This is a genomic window from Embleya sp. NPDC059213 (assembly GCF_042754445.1).
Taxonomy (GTDB): Bacteria; Actinomycetota; Actinomycetes; order Streptomycetales; family Streptomycetaceae; genus Embleya.
In genome coordinates this window covers 1-19,271 of sequence record NZ_JBHZAV010000171.1, presented here as the reverse complement: position 1 = coordinate 19,271, position 19,271 = coordinate 1, and the positions used below count along the sequence as shown (strand labels likewise).

Annotated in this window: 15 protein-coding genes and 1 pseudogene; 5 read left to right on the top strand and 11 right to left on the bottom strand. The window is 73.1% G+C overall.

The window, feature by feature from the left end; genetic code table 11:
• Positions 1 to 117 precede the first annotated feature (117 nt).
• The 7 genes from ahcY to ACFXMF_RS38075 all read right to left on the bottom strand — a co-directional run bounded on the left by ahcY (position 118) and on the right by ACFXMF_RS38075 (position 7,386).
• Positions 118 to 1,566, bottom strand: coding sequence for an adenosylhomocysteinase (gene ahcY, locus ACFXMF_RS38105; RefSeq protein WP_379992248.1), 1,449 nt, complete (start codon positions 1,564 to 1,566; stop codon positions 118 to 120).
• A 159-nt stretch (positions 1,567 to 1,725) separates the two neighbouring features.
• A complete protein-coding gene (locus ACFXMF_RS38100) occupies positions 1,726 to 2,706 on the bottom strand; it encodes a cation diffusion facilitator family transporter (RefSeq protein ID WP_360323348.1) in 981 nt (326 codons plus the stop codon).
• 137 nt (positions 2,707 to 2,843) lie between these two features.
• Positions 2,844 to 4,064: a mannose-6-phosphate isomerase, class I gene (gene manA, locus ACFXMF_RS38095; RefSeq protein ID WP_360323350.1), complete on the bottom strand. Its 1,221-nt coding sequence runs from the start codon at positions 4,062 to 4,064 to the stop codon at positions 2,844 to 2,846.
• 2 nt (positions 4,065 to 4,066) lie between these two features.
• The gene (locus tag ACFXMF_RS38090) at positions 4,067 to 5,248 is read right to left on the bottom strand and encodes an SIS domain-containing protein (RefSeq protein ID WP_360323352.1); all 1,182 of its coding nucleotides are present in this window, start codon (positions 5,246 to 5,248) and stop codon (positions 4,067 to 4,069) included.
• Positions 5,245 to 5,430 carry a Trm112 family protein gene (locus tag ACFXMF_RS38085; RefSeq protein WP_360323354.1) on the bottom strand — a complete coding sequence of 62 codons (186 nt, stop codon included), beginning with the start codon at positions 5,428 to 5,430 and terminating at the stop codon, positions 5,245 to 5,247. Before ACFXMF_RS38085 ends, ACFXMF_RS38090 begins: the two co-directional genes overlap by 4 nt.
• Before the next feature lie 104 nt (positions 5,431 to 5,534).
• Positions 5,535 to 6,905 carry a phosphomannomutase/phosphoglucomutase gene (locus ACFXMF_RS38080; protein ID WP_360323356.1) on the bottom strand — a complete coding sequence of 457 codons (1,371 nt, stop codon included), beginning with the start codon at positions 6,903 to 6,905 and terminating at the stop codon, positions 5,535 to 5,537.
• 106 nt (positions 6,906 to 7,011) lie between these two features.
• Positions 7,012 to 7,386 carry a DUF3499 domain-containing protein gene (locus ACFXMF_RS38075; RefSeq protein ID WP_026219631.1) on the bottom strand — a complete coding sequence of 125 codons (375 nt, stop codon included), beginning with the start codon at positions 7,384 to 7,386 and terminating at the stop codon, positions 7,012 to 7,014.
• A 265-nt stretch (positions 7,387 to 7,651) separates the two neighbouring features.
• Here ACFXMF_RS38075 and ACFXMF_RS38070 point away from each other — a divergent pair, with 265 nt between their 5' ends.
• Positions 7,652 to 8,017 (top strand): metallopeptidase family protein, encoded by a 366-nt coding sequence (locus tag ACFXMF_RS38070; protein ID WP_355545354.1) that lies wholly within the window; start codon positions 7,652 to 7,654, stop codon positions 8,015 to 8,017.
• 76 nt (positions 8,018 to 8,093) lie between these two features.
• On the opposite strand, the gene ACFXMF_RS38065 is transcribed toward ACFXMF_RS38070, so the two are convergent.
• The 3 genes from ACFXMF_RS38065 to ACFXMF_RS38055 form a co-directional block, all read right to left on the bottom strand.
• Positions 8,094 to 9,563, bottom strand: a complete 1,470-nt coding sequence (locus ACFXMF_RS38065; protein ID WP_360323358.1) for a DUF5719 family protein — start codon at positions 9,561 to 9,563, stop codon at positions 8,094 to 8,096.
• The gene (locus ACFXMF_RS38060) at positions 9,560 to 13,288 is read right to left on the bottom strand and encodes a glycosyltransferase (RefSeq protein WP_379991017.1); all 3,729 of its coding nucleotides are present in this window, start codon (positions 13,286 to 13,288) and stop codon (positions 9,560 to 9,562) included. The genes ACFXMF_RS38065 and ACFXMF_RS38060 overlap by 4 nt, the downstream gene beginning before the upstream one ends.
• Positions 13,289 to 13,449: 161 nt before the next feature.
• Positions 13,450 to 13,719 carry a WhiB family transcriptional regulator gene (locus tag ACFXMF_RS38055; RefSeq protein WP_360323362.1) on the bottom strand — a complete coding sequence of 90 codons (270 nt, stop codon included), beginning with the start codon at positions 13,717 to 13,719 and terminating at the stop codon, positions 13,450 to 13,452.
• An 839-nt stretch (positions 13,720 to 14,558) separates the two neighbouring features.
• Between ACFXMF_RS38055 and ACFXMF_RS38050 the strand changes: the two genes are divergently transcribed.
• Together ACFXMF_RS38050 and ACFXMF_RS38045 are read left to right on the top strand one after the other, a co-directional pair.
• Complete coding sequence (locus ACFXMF_RS38050; RefSeq protein WP_360323364.1) at positions 14,559 to 15,122, top strand: cysteine dioxygenase family protein; 564 nt, start codon at positions 14,559 to 14,561, stop codon at positions 15,120 to 15,122.
• Positions 15,116 to 15,517, top strand: a complete 402-nt coding sequence (locus ACFXMF_RS38045) for a rhodanese-like domain-containing protein (protein WP_379991016.1) — start codon at positions 15,116 to 15,118, stop codon at positions 15,515 to 15,517. The genes ACFXMF_RS38050 and ACFXMF_RS38045 overlap by 7 nt, the downstream gene beginning before the upstream one ends.
• A 260-nt stretch (positions 15,518 to 15,777) precedes the next feature.
• Here the strand turns inward: ACFXMF_RS38045 and ACFXMF_RS38040 are convergent.
• Positions 15,778 to 16,875, bottom strand: a pseudogene (locus tag ACFXMF_RS38040) (glycosyltransferase 87 family protein); the annotation flags it as partial.
• A 113-nt stretch (positions 16,876 to 16,988) separates the two neighbouring features.
• On the opposite strand from ACFXMF_RS38040, the gene ACFXMF_RS38035 reads away from it, so the two are divergent.
• Positions 16,989 to 18,155 (top strand): molybdopterin-dependent oxidoreductase, encoded by a 1,167-nt coding sequence (locus ACFXMF_RS38035; protein ID WP_379991015.1) that lies wholly within the window; start codon positions 16,989 to 16,991, stop codon positions 18,153 to 18,155.
• Entirely contained in the window at positions 18,152 to 18,631 is a 480-nt protein-coding gene (locus ACFXMF_RS38030) for a hypothetical protein (RefSeq protein ID WP_360323370.1), read from the top strand. The genes ACFXMF_RS38035 and ACFXMF_RS38030 overlap by 4 nt, the downstream gene beginning before the upstream one ends.
• The last annotated feature ends 640 nt before the right edge of the window (positions 18,632 to 19,271 follow it).

The following is a 19,271-nucleotide window of genomic DNA, read 5'->3' as shown; positions in this document are numbered from 1 at the left end:
AACACCACCCCCCAGCCGCGCCGGGCGGCCCCCTCCGGGCCCCCCCCCCGGCCTGTCGAAACGATCGGTGTCGAACCGATCGAGGTCGATGTCGGTGCTCGGCACCGACGGTCGGGATCAGTAGCGGTAGGCGTCCGTCTTGTACGGGCCCTCGACCTTGACGCCGATGTAGGCGGCCTGCTCCTCGGTCAGCGTCGTGAGCTTGACGCCCAGCGCGTCCAGGTGCAGGCGCGCGACCTTCTCGTCCAGGTGCTTGGGCAGCACGTAGACGCCGACCGGGTACTCCTCGGGCTTGGTGAACAGCTCGATCTGCGCGATGGTCTGGTTCGCGAAGCTGTTGGACATCACGAAGCTCGGGTGACCCGTCGCGTTGCCCAGGTTGAGCAGCCGGCCCTCGGACAGCACGATCAGCTTCTTGCCGTCGGGGAACGTCCAGGTGTGCACCTGCGGCTTGACCTCGTCCTTGACGATGCCCGGGATCTTGGCCAGACCGGCCATGTCGATCTCGTTGTCGAAGTGGCCGATGTTGCCGACGATCGCCTGGTGCTTCATCCGCTGCATGTCGGACGCCATGATGATGTTGAAGTTGCCGGTCGTGGTGACGAAGATGTCACCGATCTCGACGACCTCGTCCAGCGTGGTGACCTGGTAGCCGTCCATCGCCGCCTGGAGCGCGCAGATCGGGTCGACCTCGGTGACGATCACCCGGGCGCCCTGGCCGCGCAGCGACTCGGCCGAACCCTTGCCGACGTCGCCGTAGCCGCAGACGACCGCGACCTTGCCGCCGATCAGCACGTCGGTGGCACGGTTGATGCCGTCGATGAGCGAGTGGCGGACGCCGTACTTGTTGTCGAACTTGCTCTTGGTGACCGAGTCGTTGACGTTGATCGCCGGGAAGAGCAGCGAACCGGCCTGGAACATCTCGTACAGGCGGTGCACGCCGGTGGTGGTCTCCTCGGTGACGCCCATGATCCCGGGGGCCATCGCGGACCACTTGCCCGGGTTCGCCGCGAAGCTCGCGCGCAGCAGCGCCAGGAAGACTGTGTACTCCTCGGAGTCGGCGTCGGTCGCGTCCGGGACGGCGCCGGCCTTCTCGAACTCGACGCCCTTGTGCACGAGCATCGTGGCGTCGCCGCCGTCGTCGAGGATCATGTTCGGACCGTCCTGGCCGGGCCAGTTCAGCGCCTGCTCGGTGCACCACCAGTACTCCTCCAGGGTCTCGCCCTTCCAGGCGTAGACCGGCACGCCGCGCGGCTCCTCGGGGGTGCCCTCGGGGCCCACCGCGATGGCCGCGGCGGCGTGGTCCTGGGTGGAGTAGATGTTGCAGGAGACCCAGCGCACCTCGGCGCCGAGCGCGACGAGCGTCTCGATCAGCACCGCGGTCTGCACGGTCATGTGCAGCGAGCCCATGATCCGGGCGCCGGCCAGCGGCTGCGACGCGGCGAACTCGCGACGGATCGACATCAGTCCGGGCATCTCGTGCTCGGCGAGGGTGATCTCCTTGCGGCCGAACGCGGCGAGGGAGAGGTCGGCGACCTTGAAATCGCCGTCGAGCTGCGAAGCCATGGTTGGATCCTTCTGCGGAGGGGGTGGATGGGACTGGAGACACACCGGTGCCGCGGGCGCCGATGCCGTGCCATCCAGTCGGACACTTCTGTGCCTACGGGTCCCGGACCCGACCGCCCTCTGCAGCGACTGTCGTTGTGCGCCAACGACGTTAACACCTCAGTGGTCGGCGATGTGCGGGTCCTTGCCCCCGGGCGTGGCCTCGGGGTCGGCGCCGCGCGCGGCCTCGTCCGGACGGTATATGTCCGGCTCCAGGTAGATCACCCGGGCGATCGGCACGGCCGCGCGCACGCGTGCCTCGGCGGCGTCGATCGCCCGGGCCACCTCGGCCGCGGTGTCGTCGTGGTTGACCGCGATCTTCGCGGCGACCAGCAGTTCCTCCGGGCCCAGGTGCAGCGTGCGCATGTGGATCAGCCGCTCGACGTCGGGACCGGCCACGATGGCCGCCTCGATCGCCCGGACCGTCTCCACCCCGGCGGCCTCGCCGAGCAGCAGGCTGCGGGTCTCCAGCGCGAGCACGATCGCGATCAGCACCAGCAGCACGCCGATGCACAGCGTGCCGATCCCGTCCCACACCCCGTCGCCGGTGGCCACCGCGAGGCTGACCCCGGCCAGGGCCAGGACCAGGCCGATCAGCGCGCCGAAGTCCTCCAGCAGCACGATCGGCAGCTCGGGCGACTTGGCCCGGCGGATGAACTGCGGCCAACTCAGCGCGCCCCGGTGCAGGTTGGACTCGGCGATCGCGGTCCGGAAGGAGAAGGCCTCCAGCACGATCGAGAAGACCAGCACGCCGACCGCCCAGTACCAGCTCTTCAGTTCGTGCGGATGGGCGATCTTCTCGTAGCCCTCGTAGATCGCGAACATGCCGCCGACGGAGAACAGCACGATGGAGACCAGGAAGCCGTAGATGTAGCGCTCGCGGCCGTAGCCGAAGGGATGTTCGGGCGTGGCGTCGCGCTGCGCCCGTTTGCCGCCGACCAGGAGCAGCACCTGATTGCCGGAGTCGGCCAACGAGTGCACGCCCTCGGCCAGCATCGACGAGGACCGGGTGAAGGCGAAGGCCACGAACTTGCCCACCGCGATGCCCAGGTTCGCCGCCAGTGCCGCGACGACCGCCTTGGTTCCGCCACCCGCGCTCATAGGTCGACTCCCACCCGTTGGTTGACCATCGTCGTCGGCCGCCGACTACCGTTCGTCGGCGATCAGTGTGCCATCGGGCACGCGCCTACCCCGGCAGGCTTGCCTCGATGTGGCCCGCGTCGATCGCGCCGCGGTGCTCAGGGGCACGGGACGGTCGCCCGGAAGACCAGGCCGTCGTCCCCCTCGACGGTGACCGCGACGCGCGGTTCACCCGCGCGAACGTACACCGATTGGCCGCGCGCCAGGTCGAGCACCGCGCCGTCCGCGCCGGTCGCGGTCGCGGCGCCGCGTACGCACAGCAGGATCTGCGGGCCGGCGGTGTCCAGCAGGTACGGCGCACGGCCCGAGGTGGCCCGCAGTCGGGAGAGCCGGAAGTCGGCGACCGGGGTCGCGTAGACCTCCTCGCCCGGGTCGACCTCGGTCGGCTCGGGGCCCAGGATCTCCACCGGGCCGGCCCGGAAGGCCATGATCCGCAGCAGTTCGCCGACGTCGATGTGCTTGTCGGTCAGGCCGCAGCGCAACACGTTGTCGGAGTTGGCGAGGATCTCGACCACGACGCCGTGCAGGTAGGAGTGCGGCATGCCGGCCGCGAGGAAGACCGCCTCGCCCTCGCGCAGCCGGATGTGGTTGAGCAGCAGCGCCACCGCGACGCCCGGGTCGCCCGGGTGGCGCTCGGCCAGGCCCGCGACCGCGGCGCAGGCCCCCGCGTACGGGGATCCGTTCGCGGCCAGCCGGCGGCAGGCGGCGGCGACCGCGTCGACCACGCCGATCCGCAGGCGGGCGGGCAGCATGAGCACGTGCGTGGTCGCCGCGCGCAGTGCCGCCTCCTGGTCCGGGTTTCGCAACGCCCGTGCGAACGGGGCCAGTTCCGGGACGTCGAGGGCGTCGAGGAGCTTGAGCGTGCCGGCGATCTCGCGGTAGCCGACCAGACCTTCGAAGTCGCCGAGCGCGCAGATCATCTCCGGCTTGTGGCTGGAATCGCGGTAGTTGCGGTGCGGGGCGTCGATCGGGACGCCGCGCGCCTCCTCCTCGGCGTAGCCGTGCCGGGCCTGGAGCGCGTCGGGGTGCACCTGGAGCGAGAGCGGTTCCTCCGCGGCCAGCACCTTGAGCAGGAACGGCAGGCGTGGGCCGAACCGGGCCGTGGTGTCCGCGCCGAGTTCGCCCTCGGGGTCGGCGGCGATCAGCTCGACCAGCGAGCACGGCCCCTGCCCCCGGTCGATCTCGGAGGGCGCGCCCGGGTGGGCGCCCATCCACAGCTCGGCCTGCGGTCGGCCGCTGGGGGCGACGCCGAGCAGTTCGGGGATGGCCGTGAGCGAACCCCACGCGTTGGCGCGGATCCGGTTGACGAGGCGGTCCATGGCTAGCGGGGACCACCTTCGGTCCAGGAGAACAGGCCCGGTACGGCGGGGCCGACGCCGGTGCCCAGGGCCAGGTAGACGGCGGCGAAGTCGGTCACCGCGATCAGCTCGGCGAGCCGTTCCAGCGGGCTGCCGCCGCGGGCGCCGACCTCGCCGACGGCGGACTGGCCGAGCGCGCCCAGCGTGCGTCGGGCCCGGTCCAGGGGCGCGGCGGTGTCCTGGTCGTCGTGGTCGACGAGCAGCACCGGGTACATCCGCACCGGCTCGGGCTCGTCCACCCGGTCGCGGAAGAAGTCGTCCGGGTCGGCGACGTCGGCCGCGTCGCCGGCGGTGAAGACCCGGTCCTGGTAGCGGCCCGCGAGGGGCAGCGCGCCGGACAGCGCGGGGGTGGCGGCGACGCCGACGCACATCGTCGCGAAGCGCTCGGCGGCCACACCGGCGACGGTGCCCGCGCCCCAGATCACCGGGATGGTGCCGGCGATCGCGACGGCCAGCCCCTTGGCGGGGTTGAGGTAGGCGTCGGCGGCGGGCCGGCAGCGGGTGCTCGCCTCGTCGAGGCGGTCGGCCATCGCGTCCACGCTCGCCAGTGCCTCGCCGGGGGCGAACGCGCTCGCGCCGACCGCGCCGGTGAGCGCCAGGAGCGCGGTGAACAGCGGCCAGAACGCGGTCTGCGCGGCGAACACGGTGTGATCGGCGTAGCCGGTCGTGCCGACCGGGGCGGCGTCGACGGGAACCGGGACCACCACACCGCGGGACTGCTGCACGGCGGCGTCGAGCGGCGACCCGGCGGGAGTGGCCGCGGCCACCTGGCAGCCGCGTCGGTACGCCTGCCCGGCGAGTTCGATCAAGCCGGGCTCGTCCCCTCGACCGGCCAACAGCACAAGGTCCATCGGACCGGCCCAGCCGGGCAGCACACCGCCCGCCGCGAGCACCAGCGGCAGCGCCGCGTCCGCGCCGGTGACCGCGCGCAGCGCATGGCCCAGCGGCCCGTACGCGGGCGCGGCCAGGATCACCGTGCGCGGGCGGTCCCGGGGCGCGATCGCGGCGGGCACCGCCTCGCGCGCGGCCTGCACGGCCCGGCGCACCTGTGCCCCGGCGCCGGCCAGGGCGCGCAGCGTGTCCGCCGCGTCGGCCCGGGCGATGCCGTCCTGGTCGTCCAGCAGGCCCTCGTCGAGGATGTTCATGCCCGCGCGGTACCGGGCCGGCGGGCCTCGTCCACGAGCAGCACCGGAATGTCGTCGACGACCGGGTACACCAGTGCGCACGCGGAGTTGTCGCAGGCCAGCGCGGCGTCCCCGTCCCGGTGCAGCGAGGCGTGGCAGACCGGGCAGGTCAGGATCGCCAACTGCGACGGTTCCAGATTCACGACATCTCCCACTTTTCCGGCCGGCCGCGCCGATTCGTACCCACTCGCCCCGATTCGGCGCGGCGGCCGTCCGATTGAACCCACCACACTACCGAGCCGACCGGTCAGCCCCGGACGAGTGCCAGCACCTCGTCGCGGACCGCGATCATCGTGGGCTCGTCGTCGGCCTCGACATTGAGCCGCAACAGCGGCTCGGTGTTGGAGGCACGCAGGTTGAACCACCACCGGTCGGCCACCACGGTCATCCCGTCCAGGTCGTCCACCACGGCGGTGGGTCGGCCCTCGAACGCGGCGCGCACCTTCGCGGTCGCGGCCGCCTGGTCGGCGACCTCGCTGTTGATCTCGCCGGACGCCGGGTAGCGGTCGTACTCGCTCGCGAACGCGGACAGCGGCAGGCTCTGGCCGCCGAGCGCGGCGAGCACGTGGATCGCGGCCAGCATGCCGGTGTCCGCCCGCCAGAAGTCGCGGAAGTAGTAGTGCGCGGAGTGCTCGCCGCCGAAGATCGCGTCGGTCTTCGCCATCTCGCCCTTGATGAACGAGTGGCCCACCCGGGTGCGCACCGCCCGGCCGCCGTGCTCGGTGACGATCTCCGGGACTGCGCGCGAGGTGATCAGGTTGTGGATGATCACCGGCGCGTCCTCGCCGTTCGCCCTGGCCCGGGCGATCTCGCGGACCGCGACCAGCGCGGTGACCGCGGACGGCGAGACCGGGTCGCCGTTCTCGTCGACGACGAAGCAGCGGTCGGCATCGCCGTCGAAGGCCAGGCCCAGGTCGGCACCGCTCTTGCGTACCTCGGCCTGGAGGTCGACCAGGTTCTTCGGGTCCAGCGGGTTGGCCTCGTGGTTGGGGAACGAGCCGTCCAGTTCGAAGTACAGCGGGACGATCTCCAGCGGCAGCCCGCTCGCGGCGCCCAGCACGCTGGGCACGGTGTGTCCGCCCATGCCGTTGCCCGCGTCCACGACCACCTTGAGCGGTCGGATGCCGGTCAGGTCGACCAGGCCCAGCAGGTGCGCGGCGTAGTCGGCCAGCACGTCGTGCTCGGTGATCGTGCCCGGTTCGCCGGTGTACTCGGGCACGCCCGCCTCGGCGAGCGCGCGGATGTCGGCCAGGCCGCTGTCCTGGCCGATCGGGGCGGCGCCCGCGCGGCACATCTTGATCCCGTTGTACTGCGCGGGGTTGTGGCTGGCGGTGAACATCGCGCCGGGAAGGTTCAGGCTGCCACTGGCGAAGTAGAGCTCGTCGGTGGAGGCCAGGCCGATGAGCGTGACGTCCGCACCCTGGGCGGCGGCGCCGGCGGCGAACGCGCCGGACAACTCCGGCGAGGACGGCCGCATGTCCCAGCCGATCACGATCGCGTCGGCCCCGGTGACCCGCACGAACGCCGCGCCCAGTGCCCGCGCGGTGTCGGCGTCCAGTTGCTCGGGGACCACACCCCGCACGTCGTACGCCTTCACGATCTGGGAGAGGTCGCGCACCCGAAGACTCCACTCGCTTGGCCGCGGTCCCGATTCGCCGCGGTAATGGCCGTTGACCGTCGATCCCTGCCCCGCGGACGACGCATCAGACCCTATCGGCCGGCGGTCAGCTCTCGGGTGAGCGCAGAACGCGCAGGTGACCGCGCCGACCGGCCTCGGGACGGCCGTCCCGGTCCGGCGGCTCGGGCGCGGGTTGCGGGGGTTGCGGCGGGCGGGCGGCCTCGCGCACGGCGTTGGCCAGCGCCTCGAGGTCGTCGCTGCTGGGCTTGCCCGCGCTCGGATCCGGCGCCAGGCGCACGACATCCCAACCACGCGGCGCGGTCAGCCGCTCCGAGTGCTCGGCGCACAGGTCGTAGCAATGGGGCTCGGCATAAGTCGCGAGAGGGCCCAGGACGGCCGTGGAGTCGGCGTAGACGTACGTCAACGTGGCGACTGCGGTTCGGCCGCAGGCGGTCCGCGAACAGCGACGTACAGGGCTCACGACGATGGACGGTACCGCAAGCGGGCCGAACCCGCGTCGTATCCGGGTGCGGTGTGACTCACGTGTCGCTCCTCACAGGGTGCGGACGGCGTCTCGCACCGCCGTTCGGCGCCCCGATCCGAGTGCGAACGAGCCCGCCCGGACCGATCCGCATCGGGCCGGCAGGCCCTAAGCTCGTCCCGTGCACAACGAGCACTCGGTCCCCTCTTCTCCTCGTGAGCGTGACCGGCGGCGCCGTAGTCGGCGCGACCGGCACGGCCGCGGCATGCGCGGTCCGCTCGCCCCGCCCCCCGTGCCGATCGCGCTGACTCGCGCGCAGCGGTTCGACGACCTCGCCGCCGACGTCGTCGAACGGCTCGCCAAGCGCTGGCCGCAACTGGAGGAGGTCCGCTTCGCGGTCCTGGACGTGCCCGAGGCCGAAACCGCGGTGAACGGCGACGAGGCCGTGGCGCTGGGCCGGCTGGTGCCGGCGACCAAGGGCGTCCCGGCGACGATCATCTTGTACCGCCGCCCGCTCGAACTGCGCGCCGAGGGCCGCACCGAGCTGGAGATGCTGGTCAACGACGTGCTCGTGGAGCAGGTCGCCGACCTGCTCGGGATGGATCCGGACACCATCGACCCCGACGACTGAGCGGTAGGCAGGAAACGACCCGGCCCGGGTCCCCGTCGAGGGGAGCCGGGCCGGGTCTTTTCCGCGTACGGCGGCGCTACTTCTGCGGGACCAGCAGGGACAGGTCCTCGCGCGCGTTGGGCACCACGACGGTCTCGGTGGTCGGCACGAACGGCTGCACCGTGAACGCGGCGGTCTTGCCCATCGTCTCGGTGATCGTGCGCACCGCGTGCACCGGCTGCGAGCCCGGCAGCGGTTCGGCGATCACCGCGAACCGGGCGGCGCCGGCGGGCACCGGGGCGGGCACCTGGATCGTGGTGCCGGCCGGCACCTCGACGTCCGCGGACACCGGCTCGCCCTTGTCCCCGATCGAGGTGAGTTTGACCTTGGCCGGGCCCTTGGGCGCGGTGAGCGAGACGGTGCCGGTGACCGCGCCGCCGGAGCGGTTCTCCGCGACCACCGCGCGTCCGGCGAGTTCGGGCGTGGCGGCCAGGAAGGCCACCTCGGCGTCCGCTCCGGTGCCCTGCACCACCCGCACGCCGGCGATGATGTCCGCGCGTCCGGAGGTGAGCCGCAGGGCGCCCGCGTCGCTGCGGTTGACCGGGCCGAGGTCGATCACCGTCAGCTTGGTGCCCTTGACCTCGGTGCTCTCGTGCTCGACCGGCTTGAAGGTGTTCACCTTGCCGGCCACGGACAGTTGCACGTCGGTGTTCTCGCCGCTGGGCGAGAGCAGCATGAGCTGCACGTTGCCCGCGTCGCCGGTGATCGCGGGCAGGCCGGTGATCACCAGGTTGCGGCCCGGCGCCCCGGCCGAGGGCAGCCAGTCGGTGCCCACCGCGCCCTCCTGGTCCCGGATCGCCGCGCCGACGCGGCCGGTGCGGGCGATCACGTGCACCGCCACGCCCGGGAAGACCGCGCTCGGGTTGAGCGTGCGCAGCAGCACCGGCAGCGTCGCGCCGGGCGCCAGGGACAACCCGCGGCCCGCCTCGGCGTCGATCGGACCGTTGGGCCCGAACAGCTCAACGTCGACCACGGCCGGCGTGTCCTTGCTGTTGGACAGGTACAGGTACGCGTCGCGGTTCTCGGCGGTGGAGGTGCCCACGAACCAGCGGTCGGTGGTCGGCGCCTCGCAGGCCAGGCCGGCCAGGCCGCGGCCGGCGCCACTGGGTACCCGGGTGACCGCGCCGGCCGTGAAGCCCGGCGCGAACGCCCCCGCGGCGTTGCCCACGAGCGGCGGGACGTCGATGTTGTCCACGTTGAAACTCGCGAGCTTGCCCGGGGCCTCGACCTTGGTGCGTGCCTTGGTGCGGTCGCCGAGTTCGACGACGCTCGCCTCACCGCCGCTCGTGGGGTTCTGCGCGGGCGGGGTCAACGCGGAGACCACGGTCGAGCTGCCGGGCAGCTCGCGGATCGTCGGACAGCTCAGCTCGGACTGCTGCATCGGCACCCGGCCCGCCGCGGGCGGCGGTGCCGCCTTGCTCTCGGTCGGGCGGGTGACGATCGCCAGGCCGACGACCGCGGCCAGCAGCGCGACGACGACGGCCAGGGAGAGGGTGGTGCGCTTCACGGGCGGTCTCCCTGCGAGGGCGGCGGCCAGGGTTGGTCACCCGGGCTCGGCTCGGGCGGCCAGCCGCCTTGGTCCGGGTAGGCGTTCGGGTCGTACTGCGGCGCGGGCACCACGTTGCCGTACTCGTCGTAGACGGGGTGCTGCGGCTGGGGCGGGACCCAGCCGTAGGAGCCGGCCGCGTCCGACCCGTCCGGCGCACCCGGCGCGGCCGGGGCGCCCTGGTCGTACTGGTAGTCCGGGTAGCCCTGGTACTCCTGCCCGTAGTCCTGCTGCGGGTACTGCTCGTAGGCCGGTGTCGCGGCGGCGTCGTAGGACGCGCCGTTCCACGCCTCCACCGGCACCGGCGCCTCGGCCGGGTCGGTGCGCTGCTCGGGGAAGCCGAACGCGTCCGAGCCCTCGGCGGCCACCGCGACCGGTACCGCCTCCGGGGCCGGCACCGGCTCCTCCGACTCGGCCTTGGCCCGGCGGGCGCGGCGCCCGGTGCCCTCGCCGGCGGCCGGGGCCGCCGGGGCGTCGGCTTCCGGCAGGTCGTCGTCGGTGCCGCGTCGACGGGCGGGCAGCGCCATGACGAACACGACGAACACCAGGACGCCCTGGACGAGCAGCCAGATGCCGTGTCCGCCGGACGAGTGCACGATTTCGAGCCGGCCCGCCTCGGGCCGCAGCTCGAAGCCCTGCGCCCAGCCGTCCAGCGTGCGGGCGGTCAGCTTCCGGCCGCCCTGGGTGGCCTCCCAGCCCGAGTCGGCGCGCTCCGCGAGTCGCAGGATTCGACCCTGGGGGCCGGCCTCGATCCGGGTGGACACGCCCTCGCGGGTGGAGGGGACCGCCGCGCTGCGACCGTCGGGGTCGACGATCAGCGCGCGGCCGACCGGATATTGCAGACGCCACAGGGTGGCGCCCTGGGTCGCGCCGACCCGGGCCAGGCCCGGCGTGCCGTCCAGGCGGGCGGCCAGTTCGCCGCCCACCGGCGGCTTGAGCTGCACGAACTCGATGCCGTACGGGGCGAGCATGCTCGCGCTCGCGCCGCCGCCACCGGAGAGCAACTTGCCCAGGAACGTGTCGAACTGCCGGTACGTGGACGCCTTGGGCGCCAGTTCGACGTCGCCGAGCACCGGGCCCGAGCCACGCACGATCGTGTAGGCGACGTTGCCCGGCTCGGGCGAGGTCAGCACCAGCGTGCGCGGATGGCGCGGCCCGGCGGCCTCCTCGGCCACGAACGCGGGCACCACGACCGGGTCGCGGCGCTCCAGCGGCCCGTTCGCGCCCTGCCACAACCAGACGCCGGCCGCCGCGACCGGGGTGAGCCCGGCCAGCACGGTCAGCACCACGGCGGTGGGCTGGCGCCAGCCGAAGCTGCCGGCCGCGACCCGGGTACGGGCGTCCTCGGCGCCGACCATCGCCGCGGCGACGTAGCCGAGCGCGATCACCACCACGGCCGTGCCGGGCCAGGCGGGCACCTTGTCGCCGGTGGCCTCGACGGTGAGTTCGACATGGCTGACCACGATCGCCAGGAGCAGGCCGACCAGGGCCACCGCCCACGCGCCCAGCACCGCCGCGCGCCGCGAGTCGCGCAACAGCGCGGCCAGCGCCACCAGCAGCAGCGCGCCGGTCAGCCACAGCGGCAGGGTGCCGGGACCGCCCGGGTCCAGAAGCAGCAGGCCGACCGGACTGGTGCCCTTCTCGGCCAGCGCGTCGCCGGCCAGCCCGGGCTCGGTCAGGAACAGCTTGGGGTTGCCCGCCAGGGCCAGGGTCCACGGGCCGAGCAGGACCAGCGGGGTGCCGAGCACGACGCCGATGCGCACCAGCAGGCCCGGGCCCGGTCGCGGGCCGAGCAGTCCGGCGAAGGACACCCCGACGGCGATCAGCGCGAGCAGCGCGACCGCGAGCCACAACAACGGGGCGAACGCCGCCGCGACGGCCAGCGCCAGGCCGGTGGCCCAGCCGGCGCGCATGGACGGCTTGAGGTCGCCGGCGCCGAACACCTGGGCCGCGCCGCGCGCGACGACGGGAGCCAGCACGAGGGCGACCGCGGTGCCGATCCGACCGGAGGCGATCGCGCCGGTGGCCACGGGGGTCAGCGCGTACACGGCCGCGCCCCACACCCGCACGCCGGGCGCGGACACCAGTCGGCGGGTGCACAGGTAGGCGCTGATCCCGGCCAACGGGACGCTGCCGATCAGCAGTACCGCGACCGCGGTGCCGGCCTTGCCGAACAGCAGGGTCGCGAACGCGGCGAGCGCGCCGACATAGGGCGGGGCGCTCGCCGCCTCGCCGAAGCCGACGCCGTGCCAGGTGTCGCGGTAGCGGTCCCACAGATCCGCCGCACCCTCGGGTGGGGGCAACAGGGCGCCGCCGAACAGGCTTCCGCCGCCGAGCAATTCGCGGGCGGCGAACAGGGTGATCAGGGTGAGCGCGACGGCGAGCGAGAGTCCGGGGCGGCGCATCAGCACACGCAGCTTGACGAAGCTCTCCGAGTCGAGCGACTCGGCGTCCTCGTCGACCGGGCCCGATTCCGCGCTGCTGTGTCGGCCGGAGCGGGTCTCCGGCTCCTCGCTGCGCCGCAGGTTGCCCAGCAGCCCCTCGGCGGCATGGCGCACGGTGGCCGCGCGGCTGGGGAACAGGTCGCCCAGGTCCTTGTCGGACGTCGTCCGGGTGCGGGCCCGGGCCCGGCGCGCGGACAGGAATCCGCCGGGGCGCAGCAACACCGAGATGGTGCCGAGCAGTTCGTCCAGGGCCATGCCGGGCAGCTTGCCGAGCAGGTAGCCCAGGCTGCGGAACAGACCGCCGAACAACAGCCGGAACCAGAGCAGCGGCCAGCCCGCGCCGGTGGTGTTCGCCAGCAGGGTGTAGGCGGCCCCCGCGCGGTCCACCCGGTGCGGGCGGTTCGCCGCGACGTCGATCGGTCGGCGCTCGCGCGTGGCCGCCTCGGCGTGTTGCACCACCGCGTCCGGCACGATCACCACGCGGTGTCCGGCGGCGTTGACCCGCCAGCCGAAGTCGGTGTCGTCGCGCGAGAGCGGCAGGTGCGGGTCGAAGCCGCCCAGGCCCTCCCACACGTCGCGGCGCACCAGCATGCCCGCGCTGGAGACGGAGAGCACACCGCGCACCGCGTCGTGCTGGCCCTGGTCCTGCTCGCGGCGCTCCAGGCCGGTCCAGCGTCGGCCGCTGCCGGTGAGGGTGGTGCCGACCTCGAGGAGTTGCCTGCGGTCGTACCAACTGCGCACCTTGGGGCCGAGCACGGCCGCGGAGGGCAGTTCGTCGGCGGCGCGCAGCAGCAGGTGCAGCGCGTCGGGTGCGGGCTCGCTGTCGTCGTGCAGGAGCCACAGCCACTCGACCGGTTCGGTCGACCGCGGCGGGCGGTCCTGGTCGGTGTCGCCGTACGGGTCGGACGCGTCGTACGCGTCGATCCGATAGGGCAGGGACGCGGGATCGAGGTGCGGCGCGGCACGCAGGGCTTCACTCACGGCGGCACCGAACGCGGTCCGTCGCTCGGCGTGCAGCACCGAGCCCTGACCGAGCGCGTCCTCCAGCAGACCGGCCGAGGCATCGGTACTGCCGGTGTCGACCGCGACGACGCGCTGGACCGGGCGCTCCTGACCGAGCAGGCCGGTCAGTGTGCCGGGCAACCAGCGTGCCCCGTCATGGGCGACGAGGATCGCGGTGACTATGTGCCGTGAAAAAGCCGGAGCTTGCGCGTATGCCGACTGATGGCTGAAAAGTGACATCGAGTGCGGTGACCCCGGGGGGCTCGAAGCGGCGTGGTACCAGCGGTCCGGCATCCGGCCGAACGGCGAACACACTACGCGACGGGCACCCCGCGCCCGCTCTGCTCGGGGTCGCGGCCTCGGCCGACGCCCCTGGGCGGGCGATGCTCAGCGGGCGTCGCTCAGACGGCCGCCTTCTTGAGTCGGCGCCGCTCGCGTTCGGACAATCCGCCCCAGATGCCGAAGCGTTCGTCGTTGGCCAGCGCGTATTCCAGGCACTCGTCGCGCACCTCGCACGCGAGGCAGACCTTCTTGGCCTCTCGTGTCGAGCCGCCCTTCTCCGGGAAGAAGGACTCGGGGTCGGTCTGCGCGCACAGTGCCCGCTCCTGCCAACCGAGCTCCTCCTCCTCGCTCTCGCCGTCGGCGACCAGTAGCTGGAACAGCTCGCCCATCGCGTGCCTCCTCGACCCGTTTTTGCGTCCCCGTGATTAAGCCGTTACCGGTAACGGTTCACGACGTGTGTGAAATTACAAGCGCGTCGTTGCTGCGACGTCAAGCCGGGCTCTGCTATTAGGGCGGGGATTCACTCCCCGGGACCACAGCAATCCGGATTGACCACATAAATGGACAGATCCGGACAAGCACTGTGCCACGCGATCGCTTCGACGTTCCGGGCGGGAGCGTACCGGCGGGAGTCGCGGCGACATTCGATGCCAACCCGTGATGACCTCTGCAATGGACTACGCCTCACACCGTCCGCGCAGTTCCCGGGACGGGCCCGAAAACCGCGATGATGACCGAGGTCACACATCGACGTCGGTTGCCGATGTCACCCGGAAATGGGCCTCCCCGTGCCCTGCGGGCTTCAATCCCTTCCCAGGATTCCTCACCCGAATCGGGCAGCGGGCGTCCGATTGGGGTGCGGACCGGCGCGGGCGCACCGCGGCGAGTTGACACGGCCACCCCGTAGACGGTCTTCTTTTCCCATGTCCGCACGCTGCAGCCGTTACCGGAGTCGTCCTGTCGACGTCCGTCGGGTGTTCAGCGCGCTGTGTCCGCCGTGCGACCACGTGTACAGCTGTTGTCCGGGCTGTATCGCCTGAGGACGCCTTTTCGGCTGTCCTCCGCGCAAGCGGCGGCACTCTTTTCCCCCTTTATCGGCACGGCCGTTCGATTCGGCCGAATGTCCGTTCGGGATGTTGTCGGCCGCTCGCGTGTTCGCTTTCGCTCCGTCGCGTTCGCCTGATCCGCCGCGCCAGAAACAAGCGCAGACATCTCGAAGGACTCCCCTATGTCCAGCGACATCACCGTCGCCGGCGACCCGCTCGCCGCCCCCGCCGTGCTCGCCCTCCCCGTCGCTCCCCCCGTGCGTCCGGCCGTCGCCCGGCTCGCCGCGCTCGCCCGGCAGCATGCCGGCCTGGTCGCGGCCGAACTCGACCAGGTCCGCTACGACCCGATCTCCCGCTGGTACAAGCGGCTCGCCGCGACCGAGGACATGGAGGTCTGGCTGCTGAGCTGGCTGCCCGGCCAGGGCACCGGACTGCACGACCACGGCGGCTCGTCCGGCGTGTTCACCGTGGTCTCCGGCGAACTGCACGAGCGCTCCCTGGTGGTCACCCCGCTGCGTCGGGCCGGCGCCCGCGAGCGGGTGCTCACCGCCGGCACCACCCGCGTGTTCGGGCCGACCTATGTACACGAGGTGACCAACATGGGCACCGAACCGGCGATCAGCGTGCACGTGTACACGCCGCGGCTGGACTCGATGAACCTGTACGACGCCGGCGAGGACATCGCGCGGCCCAGCTTCGCGCCGCTGCGTCGGGTCGGCGTCGAGCGTTCGGGAGAGCAGTGGTGAGCGCGGTCGACCGACTCCTGGAACAGGCTCGGGCCAAGCTCGCCCGGGTGACCCCCGAACAGGCGCACGCCGCGTTCCACGACGGCGCGGTGCTGGTGGACACCCGCCCCGACTTCCAGCGCGACGCGGACGGCGCGGTGCCGGGCGCGTTGGTGATCGAACGCAACCACCTGGAGTGGCGCCTCGATCCCGAGGGCACGGCGCGGGTGCCCGAGGCCACCGGCTACGACCTGCGCGTGGTCGTGTTGTGCGACGAGGGCTACGCGTCCAGCCTCGCGGCGGCGTCGCTGGTGGACCTGGGCCTGTCCGGGGCGACCGACCTGATCGGCGGCTTCCAGGCGTGGAAGGCGGCCGGCCTGCCGGTGGTGCCCGCCCCGGGCCGCAATCGTCGGTAGAGCGCCGCGCCGAGCACAAGCAGCAGCGCCGCGCCGTAGCCGATCTGGTGGGTGGCCCGGATCTGATCCGGGGTCAGCTCCAGGCCCCAGGTGAGATAGAGGGCATATCCCGCCGGGCCCAGCGCGAGCCACTCCGGGCGCCGCCCGTCCAGCGCCACCAGCGCGACCACGAGCAGCGCGTACCAGGGGTAGGCCGGGGTCAGCACGAACAACATGCCGCCGGTCATCGTGAGCGCGCCCTGCCACGGGCGGTCCGGGTCGGCGCGGGCGGCCACCACGACGGCGAGCACGATCAGTACGACGACGGCCGCGTAGGGGGTGAGGCCGGTCGGCAGCACCAGTCCGAGCAGGCCGAAGCGCGCGCCGTCGTCGTACCGTTCCTCCTCCAGGTAGCCGGGCAGGTAGCCGAACACGGCCGGCCCGACCGCGAGCACGTGCGGAAGATAGACCAGCAACACGGTGAGCCCGGCCGAGGCGAGCAGCCGCACCGGCGACCGACGCAGCCCACCGACCAGGGCCGCGGCCGGAAACATCTTCGTCGCGACGGCACCGCCGAGCAGCACCCCGCCCAGGATCGGCCGGCGCCCGGCGACCGCGGCCAGTCCGAGCACCATCAGCAGCACGCCCAGCACGTCCACGTGCGCGTTGTTGCCCGCCTCGATCGCGACCATCGGACACCACGCCCACAACACCGCGTGTCGGGGATCGCGGCCGAACCGGCGCAACACCACGAGCAGCGCGAGGGTCACCAGCACGGCCAGCAACGCGGCGGCGGCCTGGACCGGTTCGCGCCGGCCGGACGGGGTGACCACGTGCACGAGCCAGTAGTACGCCTCGGCCACCGGCGGGTAGATGGTGTGCACGTCGGGCCGGTTGATCCGGGTGCACGAGCCGTCCGGCAGCGGGTGTTTGAACCACCCGGCGCACTCGCCCCTCGGGAACAACCACGCGTCGCGGAAGCCGGCCACCTCGGGATCCGCCGGGGCGTGCGCGTACGGCGAGCGGCCCGCCGCCTGGACCCGCCCGTCGAACGCGTAGCGGTAGGCGTCGTCGCTGGTCCGCGGTGGGGCGCCGGCCGCCAACGCGGGCAGCGCGAGCGCACCGATCAGGATCAACGGCACCGCGCGGCGCACCGGCAGCCGATGCACGAGCCGGACACCGAGCGCGAACAACACCCAGGCGACGCCGTACACGACGTACACGCCCACACTGCCGGGGTGCGTCCACGGGCCGTACACCGCGCAACCGACGGCGCCCGCCAGGCCGAGTCCGGTGCCGGCGGCGGCGATCGTGGTCGGGGTGCTCCTGGTCGGGCCGGTGTCGGCCGTGCTGTTCGGGGTCGCCGTGCTCGATGACATGGCGCGAGTCTGTGCGTCGCGAGGCCGTTTTCGGGGCATCCCGGGCCGACCGTCAGCACTTTGTAAGGCGGTCAATGGGGGCCGGCGGCGGGTTTTCGGCGTTGGCTGGGCACATGAAGCTCGACATCCGCTTGCCGGACCCGCCCGCCGGGTTGCGCCGCGGTCCGTTCCGGGCCGGCGCGTTTCGCGGCGCACTGCACGATCCGCGTACCACCGTACTGGTCGGCCGGCTGCTCGGCCTCGCCTTCCTGATCTGCTTTCTGACCGGCTTGTTCAGTCATCTGCTCCAGCATCAGCCGCACTGGCTCGCGCTGCCGTCCCGGCCGGTGTGGGGGTATCGAGTCACCCAGGGGCTGCACGTGGCGACCGGCATCGCGGCGGTGCCGCTGCTGCTGGTGAAGTTGTGGGTGGTCTATCCGCGGCTGTTCGCCTGGCCGCCGGCAACGTCGGTCGCGCACGCGCTGGAGCGGTTGTCGATCGCGGTGCTGATGATGGCGGCGATCTTCGAACTGGTCACCGGGCTGCTGAACATCGTGCAGTGGTATCCGTGGCCGTTCCCGTTCGTGCCGGCGCACTACTGGATCGCGTGGGTCGCGGCCGGGGCGGTCACCCTGCACGTCGCGGTGAAGCTGCCGCTGATCCTGGCGCACCGGCGGCGTCCCCGGGGCGTCGCGGCCGAGCGCGAAGGGCCCTCGCGACGCGGCCTGTTGACCGTGTTGGGCGGCGGCGTGGGCGTGGTCACCCTGGCCACCGTGGGACAGACGGTGACTCCGCTGGGGCGGGTGTCGGTGCTGGCGCCGCGGCGGGCGGACCTCGGCCCACAGGGCCTGCCGGTGAATCGCACGGCGCGGGCGGCGGGCGTGTTGACGGCGGTCCGCGATCCCCAATGGCGGCTGGAGGTGGCCGGGCCGAGGCCGTTCGCGCTCACCCGCACCGAGTTGTTGGCGATGCCGCAACACGAGGCCACGCTGCCGATCACGTGCGTCGAGGGCTGGAGCGCGTCGGCGCACTGGTCCGGCGTGCGGATTCGGGACCTGATGGCTCGGGCGGGCGCGCCGCCCGGGGCCCGGCTGCGGGTGTTCTCGCACGAACTGTTCAGCCCGTACTCGGTGATGGACATGCCGGACGAGTGGGCGCGCGACTCGCTGACCCTGTTGGCGTTGATGCTGGAAGGCGCGCCGCTGGCCGAGGACCACGGCTACCCGGCCCGGATCATCGCGCCGAACCGGCCGGGCGTGCTCCAGACGAAGTGGGTCGACCGGATGGAGGTGCTGGGATGAGCACGGCGATCGAGCCCGAGCCGGTCCGGCCGCGAACCGGGCGCACGGTGAACGCCGTTCGACTCGTGCTGGGCGCCGCCGGGCTGGCGGGCATCGGCTGGGGCGTGGCGGGCACCTGGGACGACCCGTTCCTGACCGCGCGGGTGGGGCTGGCGAAGTGGTTGGTCGGCGGATTGCTGCTGCACGACGCGGTCTTCGCGGTCGCGGTCTTCACCGTCGCCGCGCTGACGATGCGGGTGCGGCCGGGTCCGCCCGCGTGGGTGCGACGAACCGTCCTGGGCGGCGCGGCGGTGGGGGTGGTGGGCACGCTGATCGCCCTCCCGGCGCTGCTGCGCCCGCTCCCGACACAGAACCCGTCGGTGCTGCCGTTGGACTACGCGCGGGGCCTGGTCATCGTGTGGGCGGCGGTCGGGGTGGGGACGGCGGCGGTGCTGGTATTGCGCGGGGCGCGGCGGCGGGGGCGGGGCGGGGGTTGATGTGGTGGGGGTGAGGTGAGGTGAGCTGAGGGCGGGTGGGGGGGTGGGGGTGGGGTGCCGAACGAGGCGGCTCGGGCGCGGCGGTGCGCGGGGGCACTGGGGGGGCACGGGGGCACGGGGGCACGGGGGCGCGGCGGTGCGGCGGTGCGGCGGTGCGCGGCGTGGCCGGGATACGGGTTTGGGTGCGGAGTGCGGTGAGGGTGGCGTTCGGAGGTGGCGCTCCGATTCGAGTGTGAAGTGCGGCGCGAGTGGGGCGCGGGGGGCCGCGCTCCCGTTCGGGTGGGGAGCGCGGTGAGGGTTGGGCTCGGGGCCTGCGCTCCTGTTCGCGTGCGGAGCACGGTGACCGGTGGGGCTCGGAGGTGGCACTCCGGGGCGCGGTGAGGGCGGGGCTCGGAGGTGGCGCCCCGGGACGGGTGTGGAGCGCGGTGACGGTGGGGCTCGGAAGTGGCACCCCGGGACGGGCGCGGAGCGCGGTGACCGGCGGGGCTCGGAAGTGGCACCCCGAGGCGGGCGCGGAGCGCGGTGACCGGCGGGGCTCGGAAGTGGCACCCCGAGGCGGGCGCGGAGCGCGGCGACCGTGGGGCTCGGAAGTGGCACCCCGAGGCGCGGGGGGGGAGGCGCGTCGGGCGCTGGCGACGGG